15 protein-coding genes are annotated in these 22,028 nt (G+C 66.0%); 13 read left to right on the plus strand and 2 right to left on the minus strand.

From position 1 onward, the window contains the following. Nucleotides 1-87 precede the first annotated feature (87 nt). The 8 genes from ACFQ24_RS20855 to ACFQ24_RS20890 all read left to right on the plus strand — a co-directional run bounded on the left by ACFQ24_RS20855 (nucleotide 88) and on the right by ACFQ24_RS20890 (nucleotide 14,563). Entirely contained in the window at nucleotides 88-2,406 is a 2,319-nt protein-coding gene (locus tag ACFQ24_RS20855; protein ID WP_380915441.1) for a glycoside hydrolase family 3 N-terminal domain-containing protein, read from the plus strand. Next, entirely contained in the window at nucleotides 2,403-4,763 is a 2,361-nt protein-coding gene (locus ACFQ24_RS20860; protein ID WP_380914782.1) for a glycoside hydrolase family 3 N-terminal domain-containing protein, read from the plus strand. Before ACFQ24_RS20855 ends, ACFQ24_RS20860 begins: the two co-directional genes overlap by 4 nt. A gap of 14 nt (nucleotides 4,764-4,777) precedes the next feature. Further along, nucleotides 4,778-5,989 carry a D-mannonate dehydratase ManD gene (manD, locus tag ACFQ24_RS20865; protein ID WP_380914784.1) on the plus strand — a complete coding sequence of 404 codons (1,212 nt, stop codon included), beginning with the start codon at nucleotides 4,778-4,780 and terminating at the stop codon, nucleotides 5,987-5,989. Between the two features lie 5 nt (nucleotides 5,990-5,994). Continuing rightward, nucleotides 5,995-7,293: an MFS transporter gene (locus ACFQ24_RS20870; protein WP_380915443.1), complete on the plus strand. Its 1,299-nt coding sequence runs from the start codon at nucleotides 5,995-5,997 to the stop codon at nucleotides 7,291-7,293. Continuing rightward, entirely contained in the window at nucleotides 7,290-8,702 is a 1,413-nt protein-coding gene (gene uxaC, locus ACFQ24_RS20875) for a glucuronate isomerase (protein WP_380914786.1), read from the plus strand. The genes ACFQ24_RS20870 and uxaC overlap by 4 nt, the downstream gene beginning before the upstream one ends. Then, on the plus strand, nucleotides 8,699-10,183 hold the full coding sequence (locus ACFQ24_RS20880) for a mannitol dehydrogenase family protein (RefSeq protein WP_380914788.1): 1,485 nt from the start codon (nucleotides 8,699-8,701) through the stop codon (nucleotides 10,181-10,183). Before uxaC ends, ACFQ24_RS20880 begins: the two co-directional genes overlap by 4 nt. A gap of 123 nt (nucleotides 10,184-10,306) precedes the next feature. After that, complete coding sequence (locus tag ACFQ24_RS20885) at nucleotides 10,307-13,225, plus strand: TonB-dependent receptor (RefSeq protein ID WP_380914790.1); 2,919 nt, start codon at nucleotides 10,307-10,309, stop codon at nucleotides 13,223-13,225. Nucleotides 13,226-13,339: 114 nt separating this feature from the next. Beyond that, nucleotides 13,340-14,563, plus strand: coding sequence for an SGNH/GDSL hydrolase family protein (locus ACFQ24_RS20890; RefSeq protein WP_380914792.1), 1,224 nt, complete (start codon nucleotides 13,340-13,342; stop codon nucleotides 14,561-14,563). On the opposite strand, the gene ACFQ24_RS20895 is transcribed toward ACFQ24_RS20890, so the two are convergent. Next, the gene (locus ACFQ24_RS20895; RefSeq protein ID WP_380914794.1) at nucleotides 14,547-15,038 is read right to left on the minus strand and encodes an Lrp/AsnC family transcriptional regulator; all 492 of its coding nucleotides are present in this window, start codon (nucleotides 15,036-15,038) and stop codon (nucleotides 14,547-14,549) included. The genes ACFQ24_RS20890 and ACFQ24_RS20895 overlap by 17 nt on opposite strands. A 98-nt stretch (nucleotides 15,039-15,136) precedes the next feature. On the opposite strand from ACFQ24_RS20895, the gene putA reads away from it, so the two are divergent. The 5 genes from putA (at nucleotide 15,137) to ACFQ24_RS20920 (ending at nucleotide 21,733) form a co-directional block, all read left to right on the plus strand. Then, entirely contained in the window at nucleotides 15,137-18,739 is a 3,603-nt protein-coding gene (gene putA, locus ACFQ24_RS20900; protein WP_380914796.1) for a trifunctional transcriptional regulator/proline dehydrogenase/L-glutamate gamma-semialdehyde dehydrogenase, read from the plus strand. A gap of 101 nt (nucleotides 18,740-18,840) precedes the next feature. After that, nucleotides 18,841-19,434, plus strand: a complete 594-nt coding sequence (locus ACFQ24_RS20905; RefSeq protein ID WP_380914798.1) for an SRPBCC family protein — start codon at nucleotides 18,841-18,843, stop codon at nucleotides 19,432-19,434. Then, complete coding sequence (locus tag ACFQ24_RS20910; protein ID WP_380914800.1) at nucleotides 19,434-20,618, plus strand: zinc-dependent alcohol dehydrogenase; 1,185 nt, start codon at nucleotides 19,434-19,436, stop codon at nucleotides 20,616-20,618. The genes ACFQ24_RS20905 and ACFQ24_RS20910 overlap by 1 nt, the downstream gene beginning before the upstream one ends. Nucleotides 20,619-20,642: 24 nt before the next feature. After that, on the plus strand, nucleotides 20,643-21,431 hold the full coding sequence (locus ACFQ24_RS20915) for an SDR family NAD(P)-dependent oxidoreductase (protein WP_380914802.1): 789 nt from the start codon (nucleotides 20,643-20,645) through the stop codon (nucleotides 21,429-21,431). Nucleotides 21,432-21,550: 119 nt separating this feature from the next. Further along, nucleotides 21,551-21,733, plus strand: coding sequence for a hypothetical protein (locus tag ACFQ24_RS20920; RefSeq protein WP_380914804.1), 183 nt, complete (start codon nucleotides 21,551-21,553; stop codon nucleotides 21,731-21,733). Here the strand turns inward: ACFQ24_RS20920 and ACFQ24_RS20925 are convergent. Further along, nucleotides 21,695-22,006, minus strand: a complete 312-nt coding sequence (locus ACFQ24_RS20925; protein ID WP_380914806.1) for a hypothetical protein — start codon at nucleotides 22,004-22,006, stop codon at nucleotides 21,695-21,697. The genes ACFQ24_RS20920 and ACFQ24_RS20925 overlap by 39 nt on opposite strands. Nucleotides 22,007-22,028: the final 22 nt, after the last annotated feature.

Here is a 22,028-nt window from a genome sequence, read left to right on the forward strand (position 1 = left end):
GCCGCGGATCAAAAAACGGAGGGGGCTTTCGTGACATATCTCGGCAAAATCCTCGGGGGCTCGACCGCCCTCGCGCTCAGCCTGGCCATGCCCGTCCTGACGGCGCAGGCCGCGCCCACGACGCAAAGCGCGCGCCCCCTCTACAAGGATGCCGCCGCGCCGGTCGAATCGCGCGTCGACGATCTGCTCGCCCGCATGACGCTGGACGAGAAGATCGCGCAGATCACGACCGTGTGGGAAGGCAAGGTTGCGATATTCGACGACAAGCTCCAGCTCGATCCGGGCAAGCTCGCCGCGAAATTCCCCAACGGTCTTGGTCATTTCGCCCGCCCTTCCGACGCAAAGGGAGCGGTCAGTCCTCGGGTCGCACCGGGGCGAACCCCGCGCCAGACGGTCGCGCTCGTCAATGCCCTGCAAAAATGGGCGACGACGCAGACACGGCTCGGCATCCCCATCCTCTTCCATGAGGAAGGGCTGCACGGCTATGCGGCCGTCGGCGCGACCAGCTTTCCGCAGGCCATCGCCATGGCCTCCTCCTTCGATCCCGCCATGCTGCGGCAGGTGAACCAGGTGATCGGCCGCGAAATCCGGTCGCGCGGCGTCAGCCTGGTCCTGTCGCCGGTGGTGGACATCGCCCGCGATCCCCGCTGGGGCCGGATCGAGGAGACGTTCGGCGAAGACCCCTATCTCGCCGGCGAGATGGGCGTCGCGGCGGTCGAGGGCCTGCAGGGCGCGGGGCGCGCGCGGGTGCTCGGCCCCGGCAAGGTGTTTGCGACGCTGAAGCATCTGACCGGCCACGGCCAGCCCGAGAGCGGCACCAATATCGGTCCCGCGCCCTATTCGGAGCGCGAACTGCGCGAGAATTTCTTTCCGCCCTTCGAGCAGGTGGTGAAGCGCACCGGGATCGAGGCGGTGATGGCCTCCTATAATGAGATCGACGGGGTGCCGAGCCACGCCAATCGCTGGCTGCTGCATGACGTGCTGCGCGGCGAATGGGGGTTCAAGGGCGCGGTCGTGTCCGACTATTCAGCGATCGACCAGCTGATGAGCATCCACCATATCGCGCCCGACCTGGAAGGGGCGGCTATCCGCGCGCTGGACGCGGGCGTGGATTCGGACCTGCCCGACGGCATTTCCTATGTGACGCTGGGCAAACTGGTGCGCGAGGGCAAGGTCAGCGAGGCGAAGGTGGATCAGGCCGTGCGCCGGATGCTGGAGCTGAAGTTCCGCGCGGGACTCTTCGAGAACCCCTATGCCGACGCCGCCGCTTCGGAGAAGATCACCAATAACGCGGAGGCGCGCGCGCTGGCGCTGACCGCCGCGCGGCGTTCCATCACCCTGCTCAAGAATGACGGCATGTTGCCGCTGAAGCCCGAGGGCAGCATCGCCGTCATCGGGCCGAGCGCCGCGGTCGCGCGGTTGGGCGGCTATTATGGCCAGCCGCCGCACAGCGTCTCCATCCTCGAAGGCATCAAGGCGAAGGTCGGCAAGCGTGCGAACATCGTCTTCGCGCAGGGCGTGAAGATCACCGAGGATGACGACTGGTGGGCGGACAAGGTGGTGAAGTCCGATCCGGCGGAGAACCGCAGGCTGATCGCGCAGGCAGTCGAGGCTGCGCGGGGCGTGGACCGGATCGTCCTGACGCTGGGCGACACCGAACAGTCGAGCCGCGAGGGCTGGGCCAACAATCATCTGGGCGACCGGCCGAGCCTCGACCTCGTGGGTGAGCAGCAGGAACTGTTCGACGCGCTGAAGGCGCTGGGCAAGCCGATCACGGTCGTGCTGATCAACGGCCGTCCGGCTTCGACGGTCAAGATCAGCGAGCAGGCGAACGCCATGCTCGAAGGCTGGTATCTGGGCGAGCAGGGCGGCAATGCCGTGGCGGACGTCCTGTTCGGGGACGTCAATCCGGGCGGCAAGCTGCCCGTCACCGTGCCGCGATCGGCCGGGCAATTGCCCATGTTCTACAACGCGAAACCCTCCGCGCGGCGCGGCTATCTGTTCGACACGACCGATCCGCTTTACCCGTTCGGCTTCGGTCTCAGCTACACCACATTCGACCTGTCGGCGCCGCAACTGGCCGCGAGCAGCATCGGCACGGGCGGGCAGACGAGTGTCTCGGTCGTTGTCCGCAACAGCGGTGCCCGCGAAGGCGACGAGGTCGTCCAGCTCTACATCCGTGACAAGGTGAGTTCCGTCACCCGGCCGATCAAGGAGTTGAAGGGTTTCGAGCGTGTGACGTTGAAGCCCGGCGAGAGCCGCACCGTGCGCTTTGCCATCACGCCCGAAAGCCTGCAGATGTGGAACGACGAGATGAAGCGCGTGGTCGAACCGGGCGAGTTCGAGATCATGACCGGCAATTCGTCCGCCGCGCTCCAGTCCGCCACCCTGACGGTGACGCCATGAGCCTGTCGCGCCGCCACGCGCTCGGCCTGCTCGCCTCCACCGCCGCCACGCCGGCGCTGGCGAAGGCGCGGAGCGGCCCGCTCTACAAGGATGCGTCCGCGCCCATCGACCTGCGCGTCCGCGATCTGCTGTCGCGCATGACGCTCGAGGAGAAGGTCGCGCAGATCATCGCGCTGTGGGCCACCAAGGCGGAGGTGATGGAGGGCATCGCTTTCTCGCCCGCGAAGGCGAGCGCGGCCTATCCCAATGGCTTCGGCCAGATCACCCGCCCGTCCGACAAGCGCGGCGTGGCGGGGGACGCCAATCAGGCCGGCGGGGTCGGCGCACGCTGGCGCACGCCGCAGCAGACGGTCGATTTCGTCACCCCCGTCCAGAAATGGGCGTTGGAGGAAACACGCCTGGGCATCCCGGTCCTGTTCCACGAGGAATCGCTGCACGGCTATATGGCGACCGAAGCGACCATGTTCCCGATGGCGATCGGCATGGCGGGCAGCTTCGACCGCGAGCTGATGCGGGAGGTCCAGTCGGTCATCGCGCGGGAGGTGCGCGCGCGCGGCGTGCATCTGGCGCTGTCGCCGGTGGTGGACATCGCCCGCGATCCGCGCTGGGGCCGGATCGAAGAGACGTTCGGCGAAGATCCCTATCTTTGCGGCGAGATGGGGGTGGCCGCCGTCCTTGGCCTTCAGGGCGAGAGCCGGCAGCTTGGTCCCGACAAGGTCATGGCGACGTTGAAGCATATGACCGGCCACGGCCAGCCGCAGGCGGGCGAGAATGTCGCGCCCGCGCCGATCAGCCAGCGGGAATTGCGCGAGAATTTCTTCCCGCCCTTCCGCGAGGTGGTGAAGCGCACCGGCATCGCCGCCGTCATGCCCAGCTATAATGAAATTGACGGCGTCCCCAGTCACCAGAACAAGTGGCTGCTGGGGGACGTGCTGCGCGGGGAATGGCATTTCGACGGCGCGGTGGTCAGCGACTATGGCGCGGTCCACGAACTCGACACCATCCACCATGTCCAGCCCGACCCGCAGGCCGCCGCGCGCGCGGCTCTCCGCGCCGGGGTCGATTGCGAGCTGCCCGACGGGACCACCTATCGGACGCTCGTGGAACAGGTCCGCAGCGGAAACGTCCCCCAGGAGGCCGTCGACATCGCAGCCAAGCGCATATTGACGCTGAAATTCCGCGCGGGCCTGTTCGAAAATCCTTGGCCGCGCAAGGACTATGCGGCGCTGACCGGCAACAAGGGCGCGCGCGCGCTGGCGCTCAAGGCCGCGCATCGCTCCATCGCCCTGCTCAAGAATGACGGCACGCTGCCGCTGACCGCCGGCGCGCACAGGCGGGTCGCGGTGATCGGTCCCAACGCCGCCATCGCGCGGCTTGGCGGCTATTCGAGCGTGCCGCGCCAGACCGTCTCGCTGCTGGAGGGCATCACCGCGAAGCTCAAGGGCAAGGCGGAGGTCGTCCATGCGCAGGGCGTGTTCATCACGCAAAGCGAGGATCGGTCCGCCGATCAGGTGCTGCTGGCGGACCCGGCCAAGAATCGCGACTTGATCGCGCAGGCGGTGGAGGTTGCGAAGTCGGCCGACATCGTGATCCTAGCCGTCGGCGACACCGAGCAGACCAGCCGCGAGGGCTTTGCGAAGAACCATCTGGGCGACCGCACCAGCCTGGATCTGGTGGGCGAACAGAATGACCTGTTCGTGGCGATGAAGGCGACCGGAAAGCCCGTGGTGGTCTGCGCCATCAACGGCCGCCCGCCCAGCTATCCGACCGTCGCGGAGGGCGCGAACGCGCTGCTCGAATGCTGGTATCCGGGGCAGGAGGGCGGCACGGCCATGGCCGACATCCTGTTCGGCGACGTCAATCCGGGCGGCAAGCTGCCCGTCACCGTCGCGCGCGACGCGGGGCAGGTGCCGATCTTCTACAACCGCAAGCCGTCCGCCCGGCGCGGCTACGTGTTCGAGGATGTGTCGCCGCTTTATCCGTTCGGATACGGCCTGAGCTACACGAGGTTCGAGTTTGGAAAACCACGACTTTCCTCTTCGCGCATCGGCGTCGGCGGGGACGTGACGGTGGAGGTGGACGTGCGCAACAGCGGCGCGCGCGCGGGCGACGAGGTCGTCCAGCTCTATGTCCGCGACCGGGTCGCCAGCGTGACCCGGCCGATCAAGGAATTGAAGGGCTTCGAACGCGTCACCCTAGCGCCCGGCGAGACGAAAACCGTCCGCATCGCGCTCGGCCCGCAAGCCTTCTCGCTCTGGAACCTCGACATGGAGGAGGTGGTCGAACCCGGCCTCTTCGACATCATGGTCGGGCCGGACAGCGAAAATCTCCAGACCATCGCGCTTGAAATCATCTGAACAGGACTGCCTAAATGCCCAAGATCATTGATGCCAAGGTTATCGTCACCTGCCCCGGCCGCAATTTCGTCACGCTGAAGATCATTACCGATGCGGGCGTCTATGGCCTGGGCGACGCGACGCTGAACGGGCGCGAATTGTCGGTCGCAAGCTATCTGACCGACCATGTCATTCCCTGCCTGATCGGCCGGGACGCGCACCGGATCGAGGATATCTGGCAATATCTCTACAAGGGTGCCTATTGGCGGCGCGGACCCGTCACCATGTCCGCCATCGCGGCGGTGGACACCGCGCTCTGGGACATCAAGGGCAAGATCGCCGGCCTGCCGGTCTATCAGCTTCTGGGCGGGGCGAGCCGCGAAGGCGTGATGGTCTATGGCCATGCCAACGGCACCACGATCGACGACACGATCAACGCGGCGCTTGAATATCAGGCACAGGGGTACAAGGCGATCCGCATCCAGTGCGGCGTGCCGGGCATGGCGTCCACCTATGGCGTCAGCAAGGACAAATATTTCTACGAACCCGCCGACGCCGACCTGCCGACCGAAAATGTGTGGAACACGTCCAAATATATGCGTGTGGTGCCCGAACTGTTCAAAGCCGCGCGCGAGGCGCTGGGCTGGGACGTCCACCTGCTGCACGACATCCACCATCGCCTGACGCCCATCGAGGCGGGCCGGCTTGGCAAGGATCTGGAGCAATATCGCCCCTTCTGGCTGGAGGATGCGACCCCCGCGGAAAATCAGGAAGCGTTCAAACTGATCCGCCAGCACACCACGTCGCCGCTGGCGGTGGGCGAGATTTTCAACTCCATCTGGGACGCGAAGGACCTGATCCAGAACCAGCTGATCGACTATATCCGCGCGACCGTGGTCCATGCCGGCGGCATCACCCACTTGCGCCGGATCGCCGCGCTGGCGGACCTCTACCAGATCCGCACCGGGTGCCATGGCGCGACCGACCTGTCGCCGGTCTGCATGGCCGCCGCGCTGCATTTTGACCTGAGCGTCCCCAATTTCGGGGTGCAGGAATATATGCGCCATACCGAGGAGACGGATGCGGTCTTCCCCCATGCCTACACCTTCGCCAACGGCATGATGCATCCGGGCGAAGCGCCGGGGCTGGGCGTCGACATCGACGAGGAACTGGCCGCGAAGTACGAATATAGCCGCGCCTTCCTGCCGGTGAACCGGCTGGAAGACGGCACGATGTATAATTGGTGATCGCGATGACGCAGGCGATCCCTCAATTCTCCGGCCCCAAACCATCAGGAAAGGTCCGCTGGATCGTCTGCGGACTGCTGTTTGCGGCGGTGGTGCTGAGCTATGTCGATCGGCTGGTGCTGCCGACGCTGAAGCCCGATCTTCAGGCGCGTTATGGCTGGAGCGAAAGCGGCTATGCCGACCTCGCCATCTGGTTCCAGGCGGGATATGGCGTCGCCTATGTCTTCTTCGGCCGGCTGATCGACCGGATCGGCGCGCGGGCGGGCTATGCGCTCGCCGTCACGCTGTGGACGATCGGCCATGTCGCCCACATCTTCTTCACCTCGACAGCGGGGATGCTGCTCGCGCGCATTCCGCTCGCCATCGGGGAAGCGGGGACGTTTCCCGCCGCCATCGCCGCGACCAACGAATGGTTCCCCAAGAAGGAACGCGCCTTCGCCATCGGCATCTTCAACGCCGGGTCGAACGTCGGCGCGATCCTGACCCCGCTGATCGTGCCGATCATCGCGGTGTCGCTGGGCTGGCGCTGGGCCTTCATCCTGACCGGTCTGCTGACCGTGGTCTGGCTCGCCGCCTGGCTGACCTTCTACCGCCGTCCGCGCGAGAAGAAGAGCCTGACGCCCGAGGAGCTGGCCTGGATCGAGACCGATCCGGTGGAGGAACAGCGCCCGGTCAAATGGGCGACGCTGTTCCGCCATCGCCAGACCTGGGCCTATATGATGGGCCGCTTCCTGATCGATCCCGTCTGGTGGACCTTCCTCTTCTGGCTGCCGGATTTCTTCAACAAACAATATGGCGTCAAGATGCTGGACTTCGGTCCGCCGCTGATCGCCGTTTATCTGCTGGCGGATGTCGGGTCGGTCGCGGGCGGCTGGACATCGTCACGCCTGATGGGCCGGGGCTGGAGCGTCAACCGCGCCCGCAAGAGCGCGATGCTGCTGGCGGGCATGTGCGCCGTTCCCATCGCCTTCGCCGCGAGCGCGCCGTCCATGTGGGTGGCGGTGGGGCTGATCGGCCTGGCCTGCGCGGGCCATCAGGGGTTCTCGGCCAATCTCTACGCCTTGCCCGGTGACGTCTTCCCGCGCTGGATGGCCGGATCGGTCGTTGGCCTGGGCGGTCTTGCCGGGGCGGTCGGCGGGATGCTGATGGCGAAGTTCGCGGGCGTGATCCTCGAAACCATCGGCAGCTACGGCCCGATCTTCGCCGTCGCCTCGGTCGCCTATCTGGTCGCGCTCGGCGTCATCCACCTTCTTCTGCCCCGCTATCAGCCGGTGGCGATCACCCCTTCCGAAAGCGCCGCATGACACTGCCCCTGCGTCTACATCCCGACCGTCTGTTTCCGTCCGATCCCGCGACGCGCGCGATCGCCCGTTCGCTCTACGAGACGGTGAAGCACCTGCCCATCGTCAGCCCGCACGGCCACACTGACCCGCGCTGGTTCGCCTATGACGAACCCTTCGCCAACCCCGCCGACCTGCTGATCGTGCCGGACCATTATGTGTTCCGGATGCTCTACAGCCAGGGGGTGAAGCTGGAGGAGCTGGGCGTGCCTACGGTGGACGGCAGCCCGACCGAGACAGACCCGCGCGCCATCTGGCATCGCTTCGCTGCGCATTATCCTCTGTTCCGGGGCACGCCTTCGCGCATGTGGCTGGACTGGGTCTTTGCCGAGGCGTTCGGGATCGACGTGCGGCTGGATGCGACGACGGCGGATCATTATTACGACATCATCGACGCGGCGCTCAAGACCGATGCCTTCCGGCCCCGCGCGCTGTTCGAGCGTTATAATATCGAGGTGATCGCGACCACCGAGGGGCCGCTCGATCCGCTCGATCATCATCGCGCGATCCGCGCCTCGGGCTGGGGCGGGCGTGTCATCACCGCCTATCGTCCCGACCCGGTGATGGACCCGGACGATCCGCGCTTCATCGACAATGTCCGGCGCTTCTGCGCGATGGCGGGCGAGGAGGACAGCTATGCCGGCTATCTGCGCGCACATGAAAAGCGGCGCGCCGAATTTCGGGAGGCGGGCGCGACATCGACCGACCACGGCCATCCCAGCGCCTTCACTGCCAATCTCTCGCTCGATGAGGCGGAGGCGCTCTATGGCCGGGTGACCAGCGGGCCGGTCGACGCGAAGGATGCGGAGCTGTTCCGCGGCCATATGCTGGTGCAGATGGCGCGGATGTCTATCGAGGACGGGATGGTGATGCAGCTGCACCCCGGCGTCCACCGCAGCCATAATGACGCCGTCCGCGCGCGCTTCGGCCGCGACAAGGGCGCCGACATTCCGGTTGCGGGGGAATTCGTCCGGGCGCTCAAGCCGCTGCTCGACCTGTACGGCAATGATCCGCGCCTGACGCTGATCCTCTTCACGCTGGACGAGGATGTCTATTCGCGGGAGCTTGCCCCGCTTGCCGGCCATTATCCGGCGCTGCGGCTGGGGCCGCCCTGGTGGTTCCATGACAGTCCGGAAGGGATGCGCCGCTTTCGCGAACGGATGACAGAGACTGCCGGCTTCTACAATATGGTGGGCTTCAACGACGACACGCGCGCCTTTCTGTCGATCCCGGCGCGCCATGATGTCGCTCGCCGCATGGATTGCGCCTGGCTGGCGCAGCTGGTCGTCGAACATCGGCTGGAAGAAGATGAGGCGCATGAAGTCGCCCACGACCTTGCCTACGCCCTCGCGAAGAAAGCCTATAAGCTGTGAAGAGACTATCGTCCGCCGCGCTGGCGGATCTGCCCGGCGACGTGATCCGCCCGGCCTATGATCGTGTCGCCGTCCGCTGCGGGGTCGTGCATATCGGCATCGGGGCATTCCATCGCGCGCATCAGGCGGTGTTCTTCGACGACGCGCTGAACGGGGGCGACCTGCGCTGGGGCATCGTCGCCGCTTCGCTGCGCTCGCCGGCCGTGCGTGACCAGATGGAGCCGCAGGACGGCCTCTACACCATGCTGGTGCGTGACGGCGCGGCGGAGCAGGCGCGCGTCATCGGCGCTGTCCAGCGGGTCATCGTCGCGCCGGAAGAACCGCAGGCGCTGATCGAGGCGATGGCGTCGCCCGACACGCATATCGTCACGCTGACCATCACGGAAAAAGGCTACAAGCTCGATCCCGCGACCGGCGCGTTGATGGAGGAGGACGTGCAGCTGGCGGCCGACATCCTGTCGCTGGAGCGGCCGCAGACCGCGCCCGGCTTCATCGTCGCCGCGCTGGCGCGCCGGCGGGAAGCTGGCCTGCCGCCCTTTACCGCGATCAGCTGCGACAATCTGCCGCATAATGGCGCGCGGTTGCGGGATGCCGTGATCGCGCTCGCCGGCCGGCATGACCCGGGGCTGGCGGACTGGATCGCGGCGGAGGGGGCCTTCCCGCAGACGATGGTGGACCGCATCGTGCCCGCCACCACGGCGGCCGATGTCGCGGCTCTTTCGGCGCGGCTTGGCGTCGAGGATCGGGCGATGGTCAAGACCGAGCCCTTCCGCCAGTGGGTGATCGAGGATCGTTTTTGCGGCCCGCGCCCTGATTTCGGGGAGGGCGTGCAGCTGACGCGCGATGTCGCGCCTTGGGAGGAAGCGAAGCTGCGGCTGCTGAACGGCGCGCACAGCGGCATCGCCTATCTGGGGGGGCTGGCCGGGATCGACCATGTGCATGAGGTTCTGGCGCTGCCGGATGCGCGCCATTTCGTGGAAGCCCTGTGGGATGAGTCGGAAACGACGCTCTCGCCGCCCCCCGGCCTGAATGTCGCGACCTATCGTCGCGCGCTGATGGCGCGGTTCGACAATCCGACGCTCGCCCACCGGACGCGGCAGATCGCCATGGATGGGTCGCAGAAGCTGCCCCAGCGCCTGCTCGCGCCGGTCGCCGCGCGGATCGCAAGAGGGCAGGAGGCGGATGCGTTGTCCCTGGCGGTGGCGGCATGGATCCGATGGCAGGCGGGAGTCGATGACGCGGGGGCGGCCCATGCGGTGGACGATCCGCTGGCCGGCGAGATCGCGGTCTTGCTGTCGGACGCCAAGACGGCTGCGCAGCGAGTCGACATGATACTGGGTTTCGGTCTGGTCGTGCCGGCGGACCTCAGGGCGAGCAAGCATCTGCAACTGTCGCTGGTGCGCTGGCTGACCGCGCTGGAAGAGCGCGGCGCGCTCGCCGCCCTGCGTGAACTGCGACATTCCGGTCACAAAAAGATGTAACGTTACCATTTATCTTCTGGTGATATTGACAGCATAAAACCGCTCGCTATTAGGCAAAACTGATAGCGCTAACAGTCGGCTTGCAAACAGGCCATGGGCGCTAGGTTCGGAGAGGGTTTTCTCATGTCTGCTCATATTCACGCTTTTCGCGCTGCGCTTTTCGCAGCTTCCGCCGTCGGCTCGCTGACCCTGGCATCCGTCGCCTTTGCGCAGGACGCCGCCGCGCCGCAGGACGCCGCGCCGCAGGCCGCGCCTGCCGATGATGTCGCCGAGATCGTCGTGACCGGCATTCGCGGATCGCTGCAAAGCGCGACCAACGCCAAGAAGAATGCCGTCGCGTTCGGCGATGCCATCTTCGCCGAAGATATCGGCAAGCTGCCCGCCACCAACCTCGCTGAAACGCTGAACCGCATGCCGGGCGTCCGCCTGAACCGCGACATCACCGGCGAAGGCACGCAGGTCGCGATCCGCGGCCTTGGACCCAGCTTCTCGAAGGTGCTGCTGAACGGATCGCAGATCGCGGTCGCTTCGGACGGCGGCACGACGGGCGGTAGCGGCGACAACCGCCAGGTCGACCTGGACTTCTTCCCGTCCGAACTCTTCACCCGGCTGGACCTTGCCAAGTCGGCGACCGCTTCGACCATCGAAGGTGGCATCGCGGGCACGGTCAACCTACGTAACGCGCGGCCGTTCGACAAGCCGGGCACCCATGTCACCGTGGTGGCGCAGGGCCAATATACCGACAGCAATGACAAGGTCAGCCCGCGCGGTGCGCTGGTCGCCAGCCACACCACCGACACGTTCGGCATCCTGCTGGGCGTGGCGGGCGTGAAGACGAAGACCCGCGTCGACGGCTTCGATACGGTCGGCTGGACCGACGGCAATCTGGGCGTCGGTGATCCGGGCGGCAACAACTTCACCTGGGCCTCGGTCGTACCGCGCAACACCGGCCATGGCCTGGTCGCCGGGCAGCCGGTCGACGTCGTCGCGACGTCGGGCCTGACCCGCGACCAGCTCAGCACCGCGCTGATCCCGCGCCTCGCCCGCAACGCGCTGACCACCGGCGACCGCTCGCGCATCTCCGCTCTGGCCTCGCTCGAATGGCGCCCCAGTGATGAGCTGCACTTCGCGATCGACGGCATCTGGGCCAAGTCCACGCGCGACTTCACCCGCGTCAACATGAACTGGCAGGTCCGCAACTCCGGTCCGGGCACCAGCCCGCAGTCGACCGGCGGCATGATCCCGATCGACCTGACCGTGGACGAGAACAATGTCGTCACCAGCGGCACCTTCGCCAACTCCTCCTTCTTCCTGGAGGCGAGCCGCTTCAAGCAGACGACGCATTTCTGGAACATCAACCCCAGCGTGACGTGGCAGCCGACCGACAAGCTGACGGTCGTCGCCAACCTCAACATGTCCAAGAGCCGCTTCTTCCGCGAGCAGCCGACCTGGGCGTTCCAGACCACGCCACAGTCGGGCGTCGACGTCTATTATGACAATACGAACGGCTATTATCCGCAGATCACGACCAATATCGACCTGAACAGCCCGCAGGCCGGGTGGCAATGGTATCGCCAGAACGTCCAGAACGTCCGCCGCCGCACGGAGACGCAGGGCGCGCATCTGGACCTGACCTATGGCGACGAATATCTGAACGTGAAGCTGGGCGGCGCCTATGACCGCGCCAAGCGGAGCGTGCGCGCCTACGACAACAGCACCGCCTATCAGAACACCGTGTGCGGCGCGAACTGCGCCGGGCTGACCGGGTCCATCACCAACGCGCAGATCCCGCAATATCTGCTGCCGTTCCCGGTGAACAACTTCGGCCATCTCGCGAACCGCAACGTCGGCTACACCGCCTATGTCGTGCCCGATTTCCAGAAGATCATCGACGCGACCAACTATGAGCAGTTCCGCGACAATGCACCCGAAGCGCGCGGCGCGGTTACCGGCGGCGCGACCGGCGACGTCGATGAAAAGGTGTGGGGCGCCTATTTCGAGATCAACGGCAGGACGACCTTCCTTGGCCGTGACCTGGATGTGAATGCCGGCATGCGCTATGCGCGTACCCGGCAGAATGTTCTTGGTCCGAGCCAGGTCGGCCAGACCATCGTCAACATCTCCGCCGATTCCACCTACGAGAATTTCCTGCCCGCTCTGAACGTGACGTGGAGCGCGATGGACAATCTGAAGCTGCGCTTCTCCGCATCGCGGACGATGACGCGGCCGGAAGCGGGCAACATCCTGCCCGGCATCACCTTCTCCGACCCATCGGCGCTCGAAGCTACGGCGGGCAATCCCGGCCTCAAGCCGTTCACGTCGAACAATTTCGATATCGGTGGCGAATATTATACTGGCGGCATCGGCTATGTCGGTCTGACGGCGTTCCAGAAGAAGGTGAATGGATTTACGCAAAACCAACTCAGCACCGCTACGTTCGGCTCCCTGAATATTCCGTTCGAAAGCCTGCAATCGACGCAACAGGGCGCGCTGCGCGACCGGTCTTTGCGTACAGGCGTTGCGATCGAAGACCTGCCGATCAACCTGAACCGGCCGGTGAACCTGGACGCTATCCGACTTCGTGGACTTGAAGCGACCTGGGTGCAGCCGCTCGATTTCCTTGTGAAGGGCTTCGGCTTCTCGGCCAACGGCACATACATCAAGCAGTCGTCCAATTCGTTCGTGAACGGCGTCAAGCTGATCGCGACGGGTGTTCCGAAATGGTCGTACAATCTCCAGGGCTTCTACGAAGATCATGGCTTGTCGGTCAGCCTGAACTATGTGTGGAACGACAAGGCGGTGACGAGCGGGCCGGGGCAGAACGGCATTTCGACGGCGCGCCTGGGGAGCGATTCGCGCGGTCAGCTCGACCTGTCGGCCGGCTATCAGCTGCCCTTCTTCAACAAGGCGCTGCGCCTGACGGTGGACGTGCTCAACATCACCAACGAGCCGATCCGCAGCACATTTGCTTACGACAACGCGCCTTATTCGATCTTCTACCCCGGCCGCCAGGTTCTGGCCGGCGTCCGGGCGAACTTCTGATCCTCCCCCAAGGACACCTCGAGGGCCGGCCGCAACGCCGGCCCTTTTTCTTTCTGGACAATTGTTTCCGTTAAGGCTGAGCCTGTCGAAGCCCCTTTATGCTCGGGAGCCGAAATGCGATCGCTGTTCTTGCTGCCTTTGGCCCTCATCGCCGCCTCGCCCGTGCAGGCGAAGCAATGCGCCCCCGCCTGGGTCGCCGCCTGGGCCTCTGCGCAGTACAAGCCGGTCAACGACGCCGTGCTGCCGCCCGGCACGCTTGAGGACCAGACGCTGCGCCAGATCGTTCGCCCTTCGGTATCGGGCGATCGACTGCGCGTGCGCGTGTCCAATCTCGCCGGCACCCAGGCTTTGCGGATCGCCGGTGTCAGTATCGCGCGGGCGCTGGGCAGCGGATCGCCCGCGATCGATCCGGCCAGCATCACCGCGCTCCGTTTCGATGGCCGGGCGGATGTGGTCGTGCCGCCGGGGGCGGACTATCTCTCCGATCCGGTCACGCTGAAGGTCGCGGCGCTGGAAAATATCGCCGTCTCGATCCGCTATGACAGGGAGCCGGAGCAGACATCGCATCCGGGGTCGCGCGCGACATCCTGGCACTTGCCGGGCGATCATCTGGCCGATGCCAGGATGGCGGGCGCGGCGCATTTCGACCACTGGTTCCACCTAGCCGCGCTGGAGGTGGAGCGCTGCGCGCCGCCCCGCATGATCGTCGCGCTTGGCGATTCCATCACCGACGGGCGTGGCTCCACGACCAATGGCAACGACCGCTGGACGGACCGGCTGGCGGAGCGGCTGCAGGCCGATGCCAGGCACCGGGACATCGCCGTGGTCAATCAGGGGATCGGCGGCAACCGCTTGCTGGACGATGGCCTTGGCCCCAGCGCACTGGCGCGGCTGGACCGCGACGTGCTGGCGCAACCGGGCGTCACCCACCTCATCCTGCTGGAGGGCGTCAACGATCTCGGCACGCTGACTCGCGAGGCCCCCGTGAGCAGGGCGGCGCATGAGGCGCATGTCGCCCGCATCATCGGCGCGTACCGGCAGATCGTGGCAAAGGCCCATGGCAAGGGGATCAAGGCGATCGGCGCGACGATCCTGCCCTATGGCGCCAACGACTATTATCATCCCGATGCCCAGAATGAGGCGGACCGGCAGGCGGTGAACGCGTGGATCAGGGCGCCCGGCCATTTCGACGGGGTGATCGATTTCGACCGGGCGATGCGGGATCCGACGCATCCCGACCGGTTGCGCCCGGCCTATGATGTGGGCGACGGGCTCCATCCCTCGCCCGCGGGGTACAGGGCGATGGGCGGCGCGATTCCGCTCAGCCTTTTCGACTGACCCGCCGGCTTCCGGCCTCCAGCACCGTTTCCATCGCGACGAAGGTGGATGTGCTGGCGACATGGGGCAGGGCGCTGATCTTTTCGCCCAGCACGGCGCGGTAGCGGCGGATGTCGGCCGTCCGCACCTTCAGCAGATAGTCGAAATTGCTCGCCAGCATGTGGCATTCCTCGACTTCGGGGATGCGCCGTACCGCAGCGTTGAATTCGTTCAGGGCCTTCTCGCGCGTGTCGCTGAGCTTCACTTCGGTGAAGGCGACATGGTCCATGCCGAGCTTCGCCGGATCCACGATCGCGCGGAAGCCCCGGATGACGCCGCTGTCCTGCAAACGCCGCAGCCGCACCTGGCAGGGGGTCTTGGACAGGCCAACCGCCGCTGCCAGATCGGTCACGGTCATTCGTCCATCTTCCACCACAGCGGCGACGATGCGGCGGTCATGATCGTCCAATTCGACCTGAGGGGACTCATTCTTCATCCCATTCGCCTATCATGGCCGCTTAAATAAGTCATTCCGTCTCGTTCATGCTCTCCTAAAAGTCGGAACCACTTCGGCCTTTTTGCTATGTTCCCATGATGACCAGCCAGCCCCCCTTCGCCGCCTTCGCGCCCCCTGTCAGCCAGCCTACCCCGCTTCGCGAGGCGATCACCGCCGCTTATCGCCGGAACGAGGCGGAGGCGATGGCGCCCCTGATCGACGCCGCCACGCTGCCAGAGGGCACGCGCGCCGCCATCGCCACGACGGCGACTTCCCTCGTCACCGCACTGCGCGCCAATCACAAGGGCAGCGGGGTCGAGGGGCTGGTGCAGGAATATGCGCTGTCCAGCCAGGAAGGCGTGGCTCTGATGTGCCTGGCCGAAGCGCTGCTGCGCATCCCCGACAATGACACGCGCGACGCGCTGATCCGCGACAAGATCGCCGACGGCGACTGGGGATCGCATCTGGGCGGGGACAAGTCGCTGTTCGTCAACGCGGCGACATGGGGACTGGTCGTCACCGGCAAGCTGGTCGGCAGCGTGGACGACCGGGGCCTGGGCGCGGCGCTCACCCGCCTGGTCGCGCGCGCGGGCGAGCCGGTGATCCGGCGCGGCGTCGATCTTGCCATGCGGATGATGGGCGAACAGTTCGTCACCGGCGAGACGATCAAGCAAGCGCTGAAGCGCGCGCGGGAGATGGAGGCCAAGGGCTTTTCCTACAGCTACGACATGCTGGGGGAGGCGGCGACCACAGCGGCGGACGCTGCGCGCTACTATGCAGAGTATGAGAAGGCCATCCACGCCATCGGCAAGGCGTCGGCGGGTCGCGGCATCCATGCCGGCCCCGGCATCTCGATCAAGTTGTCCGCGCTTCACCCGCGCTATGCCCGCGCGCAGGCGGACCGCGTAATGAGCGAGCTGCTCCCCGCCGTGAAGCGGCTCGCGCTGCTGTCCAAGGGCTATGACATCGGTTTCAACATCGACGCGGAGGAGGCCGACCGGCTCGAATTGTCGCTCGACCTGCTGGAGAGCCTGGCGCTCGACCCCGATCTTGCCGGCTGGAACGGCCTTGGCTTCGTGGTGCAGGGCTATGGCAAGCGTTGCCCCTTCGTCATCGACTGGATCGTCGATCTGGCGCGCCGCGCCGGGCGCCGGATCATGGTGCGGCTGGTCAAGGGCGCCTATTGGGACGCGGAGATCAAGCGGGCGCAGGTGGATGGGCTGGAGGGCTTTCCGGTCTACACCCGCAAGCTGCACACCGACATCGCCTATGTCGCCTGCGCGCAGAAGCTGCTCGCGGCGCGCGACGCGGTGTTCCCGCAATTCGCGACCCATAATGCGCAGACGCTGGCGACCATCTACCATCTCGCCGGGCCGGATTTCGCCCTTGGGGATTATGAGTTCCAGTGCCTGCACGGCATGGGCGAGCCGCTGTATGAGCAGGTGGTCGGCGCGGGCAGGCTGAACCGGCCGTGCCGCATCTACGCCCCGGTAGGGACGCACGAGACGCTGCTCGCCTATCTCGTCCGCCGCCTGCTGGAAAATGGCGCGAACAGCAGCTTCGTCAACCGCATTGCCGATCCGGCCGTGTCGATTGACGATCTGGCGGCCGATCCGGTCGATGTCGTCCGCGCCATGCCGCATCCCGGCGCGCAGCATGACCAGATCGCGCTGCCGGCCGATCTCTACCCCGACCGCCGCAATTCGGCCGGCCTCGACCTCAGCAACGAAGCGACGCTCGCCAGCCTCAGCGATGCGCTGCGCCACAGCGCCACCATCGGCTGGACTGCCGCGCCGGAGGGCGGGGAAGGGGCAACGCGCCCGGTCCTCAACCCCGCCGATCATCGCGACGTGGTGGGCCATGTGACCGAAGCGTCGCCGGAACAGGCGCGCGCCGCCGCGATCCGCGCCGCCGCCTCGCTCTGGCCGAACACGCCGGTCGCAGACCGCGCAGCGATGCTGGAGCGCGCGGCCGACGCGATGCAGGCGCGCATGCCGATCCTGCTCGGCCTCATCGTTCGCGAAGCGGGCAAGTCCCTGCCCAACGCCATCGCCGAAGTGCGCGAGGCGATCGATTTTCTGCGCTATTATGCGGCGCAGGCGCGGTCGACCTTCGGCCCGCAGCAGCAGGCGCTTGGCCCCGTCACCTGCATATCCCCATGGAATTTCCCGCTGGCGATCTTCACCGGACAGGTCGCCGCCGCGCTGGTGGCGGGCAACCCGGTGCTGGCGAAGCCGGCCGAGGAAACGCCGCTGATCGCGGCTGAGGCGGTGCGCCTGCTGCATGAGGCGGGTGTTCCGGCCGACGCGCTGCAACTGCTGCCCGGCGAGGGGCCGATCGGGGCCGCCCTGGTCGCAGCGCCGGAAACCGCCGCCGTGATGTTCACCGGATCGACCGAAGTCGCGCGGTTGATCCAGAAGCAGCTCGCCACGCGCCTTTCGCCTGCGGGCAAGCCCATCCCCCTGATCGCCGAGACCGGCGGGCAGAATGCCATGATCGTGGACAGCAGCGCGCTGGCCGAACAGGTGGTGGCAGACGTGATCGCGTCTGCCTTCGACAGCGCGGGGCAGCGCTGCTCGGCGCTGCGCATTCTCTGCCTGCAGGAGGATGTGGCCGACCGCACGCTCGCCATGCTGAAGGGAGCGCTGGCGGAACTTCGGATCGGCCGCACCGATGCTCTCAATGTCGACATCGGACCGGTCATCACGGCGGAGGCGCGGGACGGCATCGGCCGCCATGTCGAGGCGATGAAGGCGCTGGGCCGCAGGGTGGAGCAGAGCCCGCTGCCGCCCGGATGCGCGCATGGAACCTTCGTGCCGCCGACGATCATCGAGATCGACAGCATCGCGGACCTGAACCGCGAGATATTCGGTCCCGTCCTCCATGTCCTGCGCTTCCGGCGCGACCGGCTGGACGCGCTGGTGGAGGAGATCAACGGCACCGGCTATGGCCTCACCTTCGGCCTGCACACGCGGCTGGACGAAACCATCGCGCGCGTCACCGAGCAGGTGAAGGTCGGCAACATCTATGTGAACCGCAACGTCATCGGCGCGATCGTCGGGGTTCAGCCCTTCGGCGGCTGCGGCCTGTCGGGCACGGGGCCGAAGGCTGGCGGGCCGCTCTATCTCGGCCGGCTCGTCACCACGCCGCCGGTCTTTGCCGAACGGGTGAGCCATCTGCGTTCGCCGCTCCATGCCTTTGCCGACTGGCTGGACGCGCAGGGGGAGGGCGAAGCCGCCGCGCAGGCGCGCCGCACAGGCGACTCGTCCGCGCTGGGCGTCGAACTGATGCTGCCGGGACCGGTGGGCGAGCGCAACCTTTATGCGCTGCACCCGCGCGGTCGCGTCCTGATGCGCCCTGCGACGCGGCAGGGACTGTACCGGCAGATGGCGGCGGTGCTCGCCACCGGGAATCGGGGCATTATACAGGGCATGACGCCGCCCCGCGGCTTACCGCGGGTAGTCGAGACATCGTTCAGCAGCATCGGCGAGGCGCCCTTCGCCGCCGTTCTGGTGGAAGGGGATGCGGCGAAAATCCTCGCCACGACCCAGGCGGTCGCCGATCTGCCCGGCCCGATCGCGTCGGTCCATGCCGACGATCATGGCCATGGCTACTGCCTCGACTGGCTGCTGGAGGAACAGTCGACCTCCATCAACACGACGGCGGCGGGTGGCAATGCCAGCCTGATGATGATCGGCTGAGCCCGCTCACATAGGTTAGGCCCCGCTTGCTTCCCGGTCCTTGGCCGGGAACGGTCGCGATGCGGCAACGGTTAGCCGGTCATCCCAACAAGGAGGCCAGCATGGGCGAAACCGTGACACCGTATCCCGGTGATGACGCGCCGTTGAGCGAATCCAAACATGGCGACCGGCAGGAAGCGGCCAGTCAGTTGATCGCGCACCCTGTCGGCGACACGCTGGTCGCCAAGACGGTGACGATCGCGCGACCCCGACAGGAGCTTTATGATTATTGGCGGGCGCTCGAACGGCTGCCGACCTTCATGGACAATGTCCTGTCGGTCGAACCGCTGGGCGGCGCGCGCTACATGTGGGTGGTGAAGGCTCCAGCCGGCAAGACCGTCGAATGGATCGCCGCCATCACGGAGGACGTGCCGGGCGAAGCGATCGGATGGGCGTCGGAGGAAGGCGCGGACGTGCCCAACCGCGGCCGCGTCGAATTTCGCGACGCGCCCGGCGGGCGCGGCACTTGGGTCACTGCCACCATCCTCTACGATCCGCCCGGCGGCGCGGTCGGCAGGATCATCGCCAAGCTGTTTCAGCGCGAGCCGGCGATCCAGGCGCGGCGCGACCTCCGCCGCTTCAAGCAGCTGATGGAAACCGGCGAGATCGCCACGGGCGCACGGAACCTGCGCGAATATGCTGAGGAGACGGACTGATGCGCGCATTGACCTGGCACGGCAAGCATGACGTCCGCGTCGATACGGTGGACGATCCCGAGATCATCAACCCCCGCGACGCCATCATCAAGGTGACATCCACCGCCATCTGCGGGTCGGACCTGCACCTGTATGACGGATATATCCCGACGATGAAGGCGGGCGACATCCTGGGCCACGAATTCATGGGCGAGGTTGTGGAGACCGGCCCCGGATCGACATTGAAGAAGGGGCAGCGGGTCGTCGTGCCCTTCACCATCAGCTGCGGCAGCTGCTTTCATTGCTCCAAGCATCAATATTCCGCCTGCGACAACGGCCTGCCCGCCGACAACCAGGACATTGCCCAGACGGCCTATGGTCAGCCGATGGCCGGGCTGTTCGGCTACAGCCATATGACCGGCGGCTATGCAGGCGGGCAGGCCGAATATGTGCGTGTCCCCTTCTCCGACGTCGGGCCAATCGTCATCCCGGACGGCGTGGAGGACGACAAGGTGCTGTTCCTGTCCGACATCCTTCCCACAGGCTGGATGGCGGCGGAAAATGCGCAGATCGAACCGGGCGACACCGTCGCGGTCTGGGGCTGCGGCCCGGTCGGCCTGTTCAGCGTCCAGTCCGCCTTCCTCATGGGAGCGGAGCGGGTAATCGCCATCGATCATTTCCCCCACCGCCTTGAACTTGCCCGCCGCTTCGGCGCGGAGACGATCAATTTCGAGGAGACGAAGACCTATGACGCGCTGATGGAGATGACCGGCGGTATCGGGCCGGACGCCTGCATCGATGCGGTGGGTCTGGAGGCGCACGGCTTCTTTGCGGACAATGTGTGGGACCAGATCAAGGTTTCGACCTTCATGGCGACCGACCGCACCCATTCGATCCGTCAGGCGATCCTTGCCTGCCGGAAGGGCGGGCGGGTGTCGATGCCTGCGGTCTATGGCGGCTTCGTCGACAAATTCCCGCTCGGCGCCTTCATGGAAAAGGGACTGACGCTCAAGACCGGGCAGACCCATGTGCAGCATTATATGCCCGCGCTGCTGAACGCGGTGATGGAAGGGAAGATCGATACGACCTTCCTCATCAGCCATCGCATGCCGCTCGAACAGGCGGCCGAGGGATATCGCATGTTCCACGACAAGCAGAATGAAGTGACCAAGATCGTGCTGAAGCCCGGCATGGTTCTCGCCTGACCGGCGCAGCAGAAGGAGATGGACATGGCTTCCGACACATTCGCCGTGGTGACCGGCGCATCGACCGGCATCGGCTTCGAACTGGCGCACCTTGCGGCTCAGGCGGGCCACGACCTGCTGGTGGTTGCGGACGAGCCGCTGATAGAAGCAGCCGCGCGCGATTTCGCGCAACATGGCGTGGCGGTCCAGCCGCTGGTGGCGGACCTTTCCACCATCGAGGGCGTGGACAGGCTGATCGCCGCGACCAACGGCCGCCCGATCGACATACTCTGCGCCAATGCGGGGCGCGGCATTGGCCACGGCTTTCTGGAGCAGGATGTCGCGGACTGGCGCAGGGTAATAGATACCAACGTCACCGGCACGCTTTACCTGCTGCAACAGGTGCTGAGGCAGATGGTAGCACGGAATGCCGGCAAGGTGCTCATCACCGGATCGATCGCGGGCTTCGTCCCCGGCTCCTTCCACGCGGTCTATAACGGCACCAAGGCCTTCGTGGACAGTTTCGCAGACGCCATCCGCAATGAACTGAAGGATGTCGAGGGCGTGACCATCACCACCTTGATGCCCGGCCCCACCGACACGGAATTTTTCGAGCGCGCCGACATGCTCGATACGAGCGTCGGCCAGGCGAGGAAGGATGACCCGGCGAAGGTGGCGCGCGACGGGTGGGAGGCGATGCTGGCGGGCAAGGGCAACATCATATCGGGCTGGAAGAACAAGCTGACGGCGGCCGCATCCCACATCGCGCCGGCGGCGGTGCTGGCGGAACAGCATCGCAGCATGGCCGAACCCGGATCAGGTAAGGCGGATTGACGGGAAGGGGCGATCGCTTTCGCGTTTGCCCCCTAACGCCCATAATATTGCCTTATGTCAGTGTCGGCCGGAACGTCCTGCTGTGCCCTGCATTCAGCCTTCGACAAGGAGAGATGCACATGGCCACCCTGATTTCGATCCGCTCCATCCCCGCCGACGAAGCGCTCTGCGGCAGCGGAGATGTGGATGCCTATCACCGCCAAATCCATGAGCGCCGCCGCGCGTGGCTGGGGATCGACAGGGACCGGACCCAGCCGGCCCGTTCAGGCCGCGATGGGATGGTGCAGCGCCGGGCCGAATAGCGCCCGCACCTGCTTCAGGCAGTTGTCGAGAGAGGGGCCCGCAAAATGTGTGTCCCTCCCATCGGCATGGCGGATGCTGACTTCCCAAAGCGTCTGGCCGTTGACGCACGCCGAGCGCGCCGCGCTGTCGCTGAAGCGGGGCGCTTCGGCGAGGCGTTCGCGATGCAGGAGGTGGCGGGCGATTGTCGTGTGGCTTTCCCGATGCGGATTGCACCGGATCTGAAAATTTTCGCTATGTGCCGCCAGCCATTCCAACATCGTACCGTCGATCATCGTGCCGCTCTCTCGTGAAGCG

The sequence above is a fragment of the Sphingobium olei genome (genome assembly GCF_042678845.1).
Lineage (GTDB): Bacteria > Pseudomonadota > Alphaproteobacteria > Sphingomonadales > Sphingomonadaceae > Sphingobium > Sphingobium olei.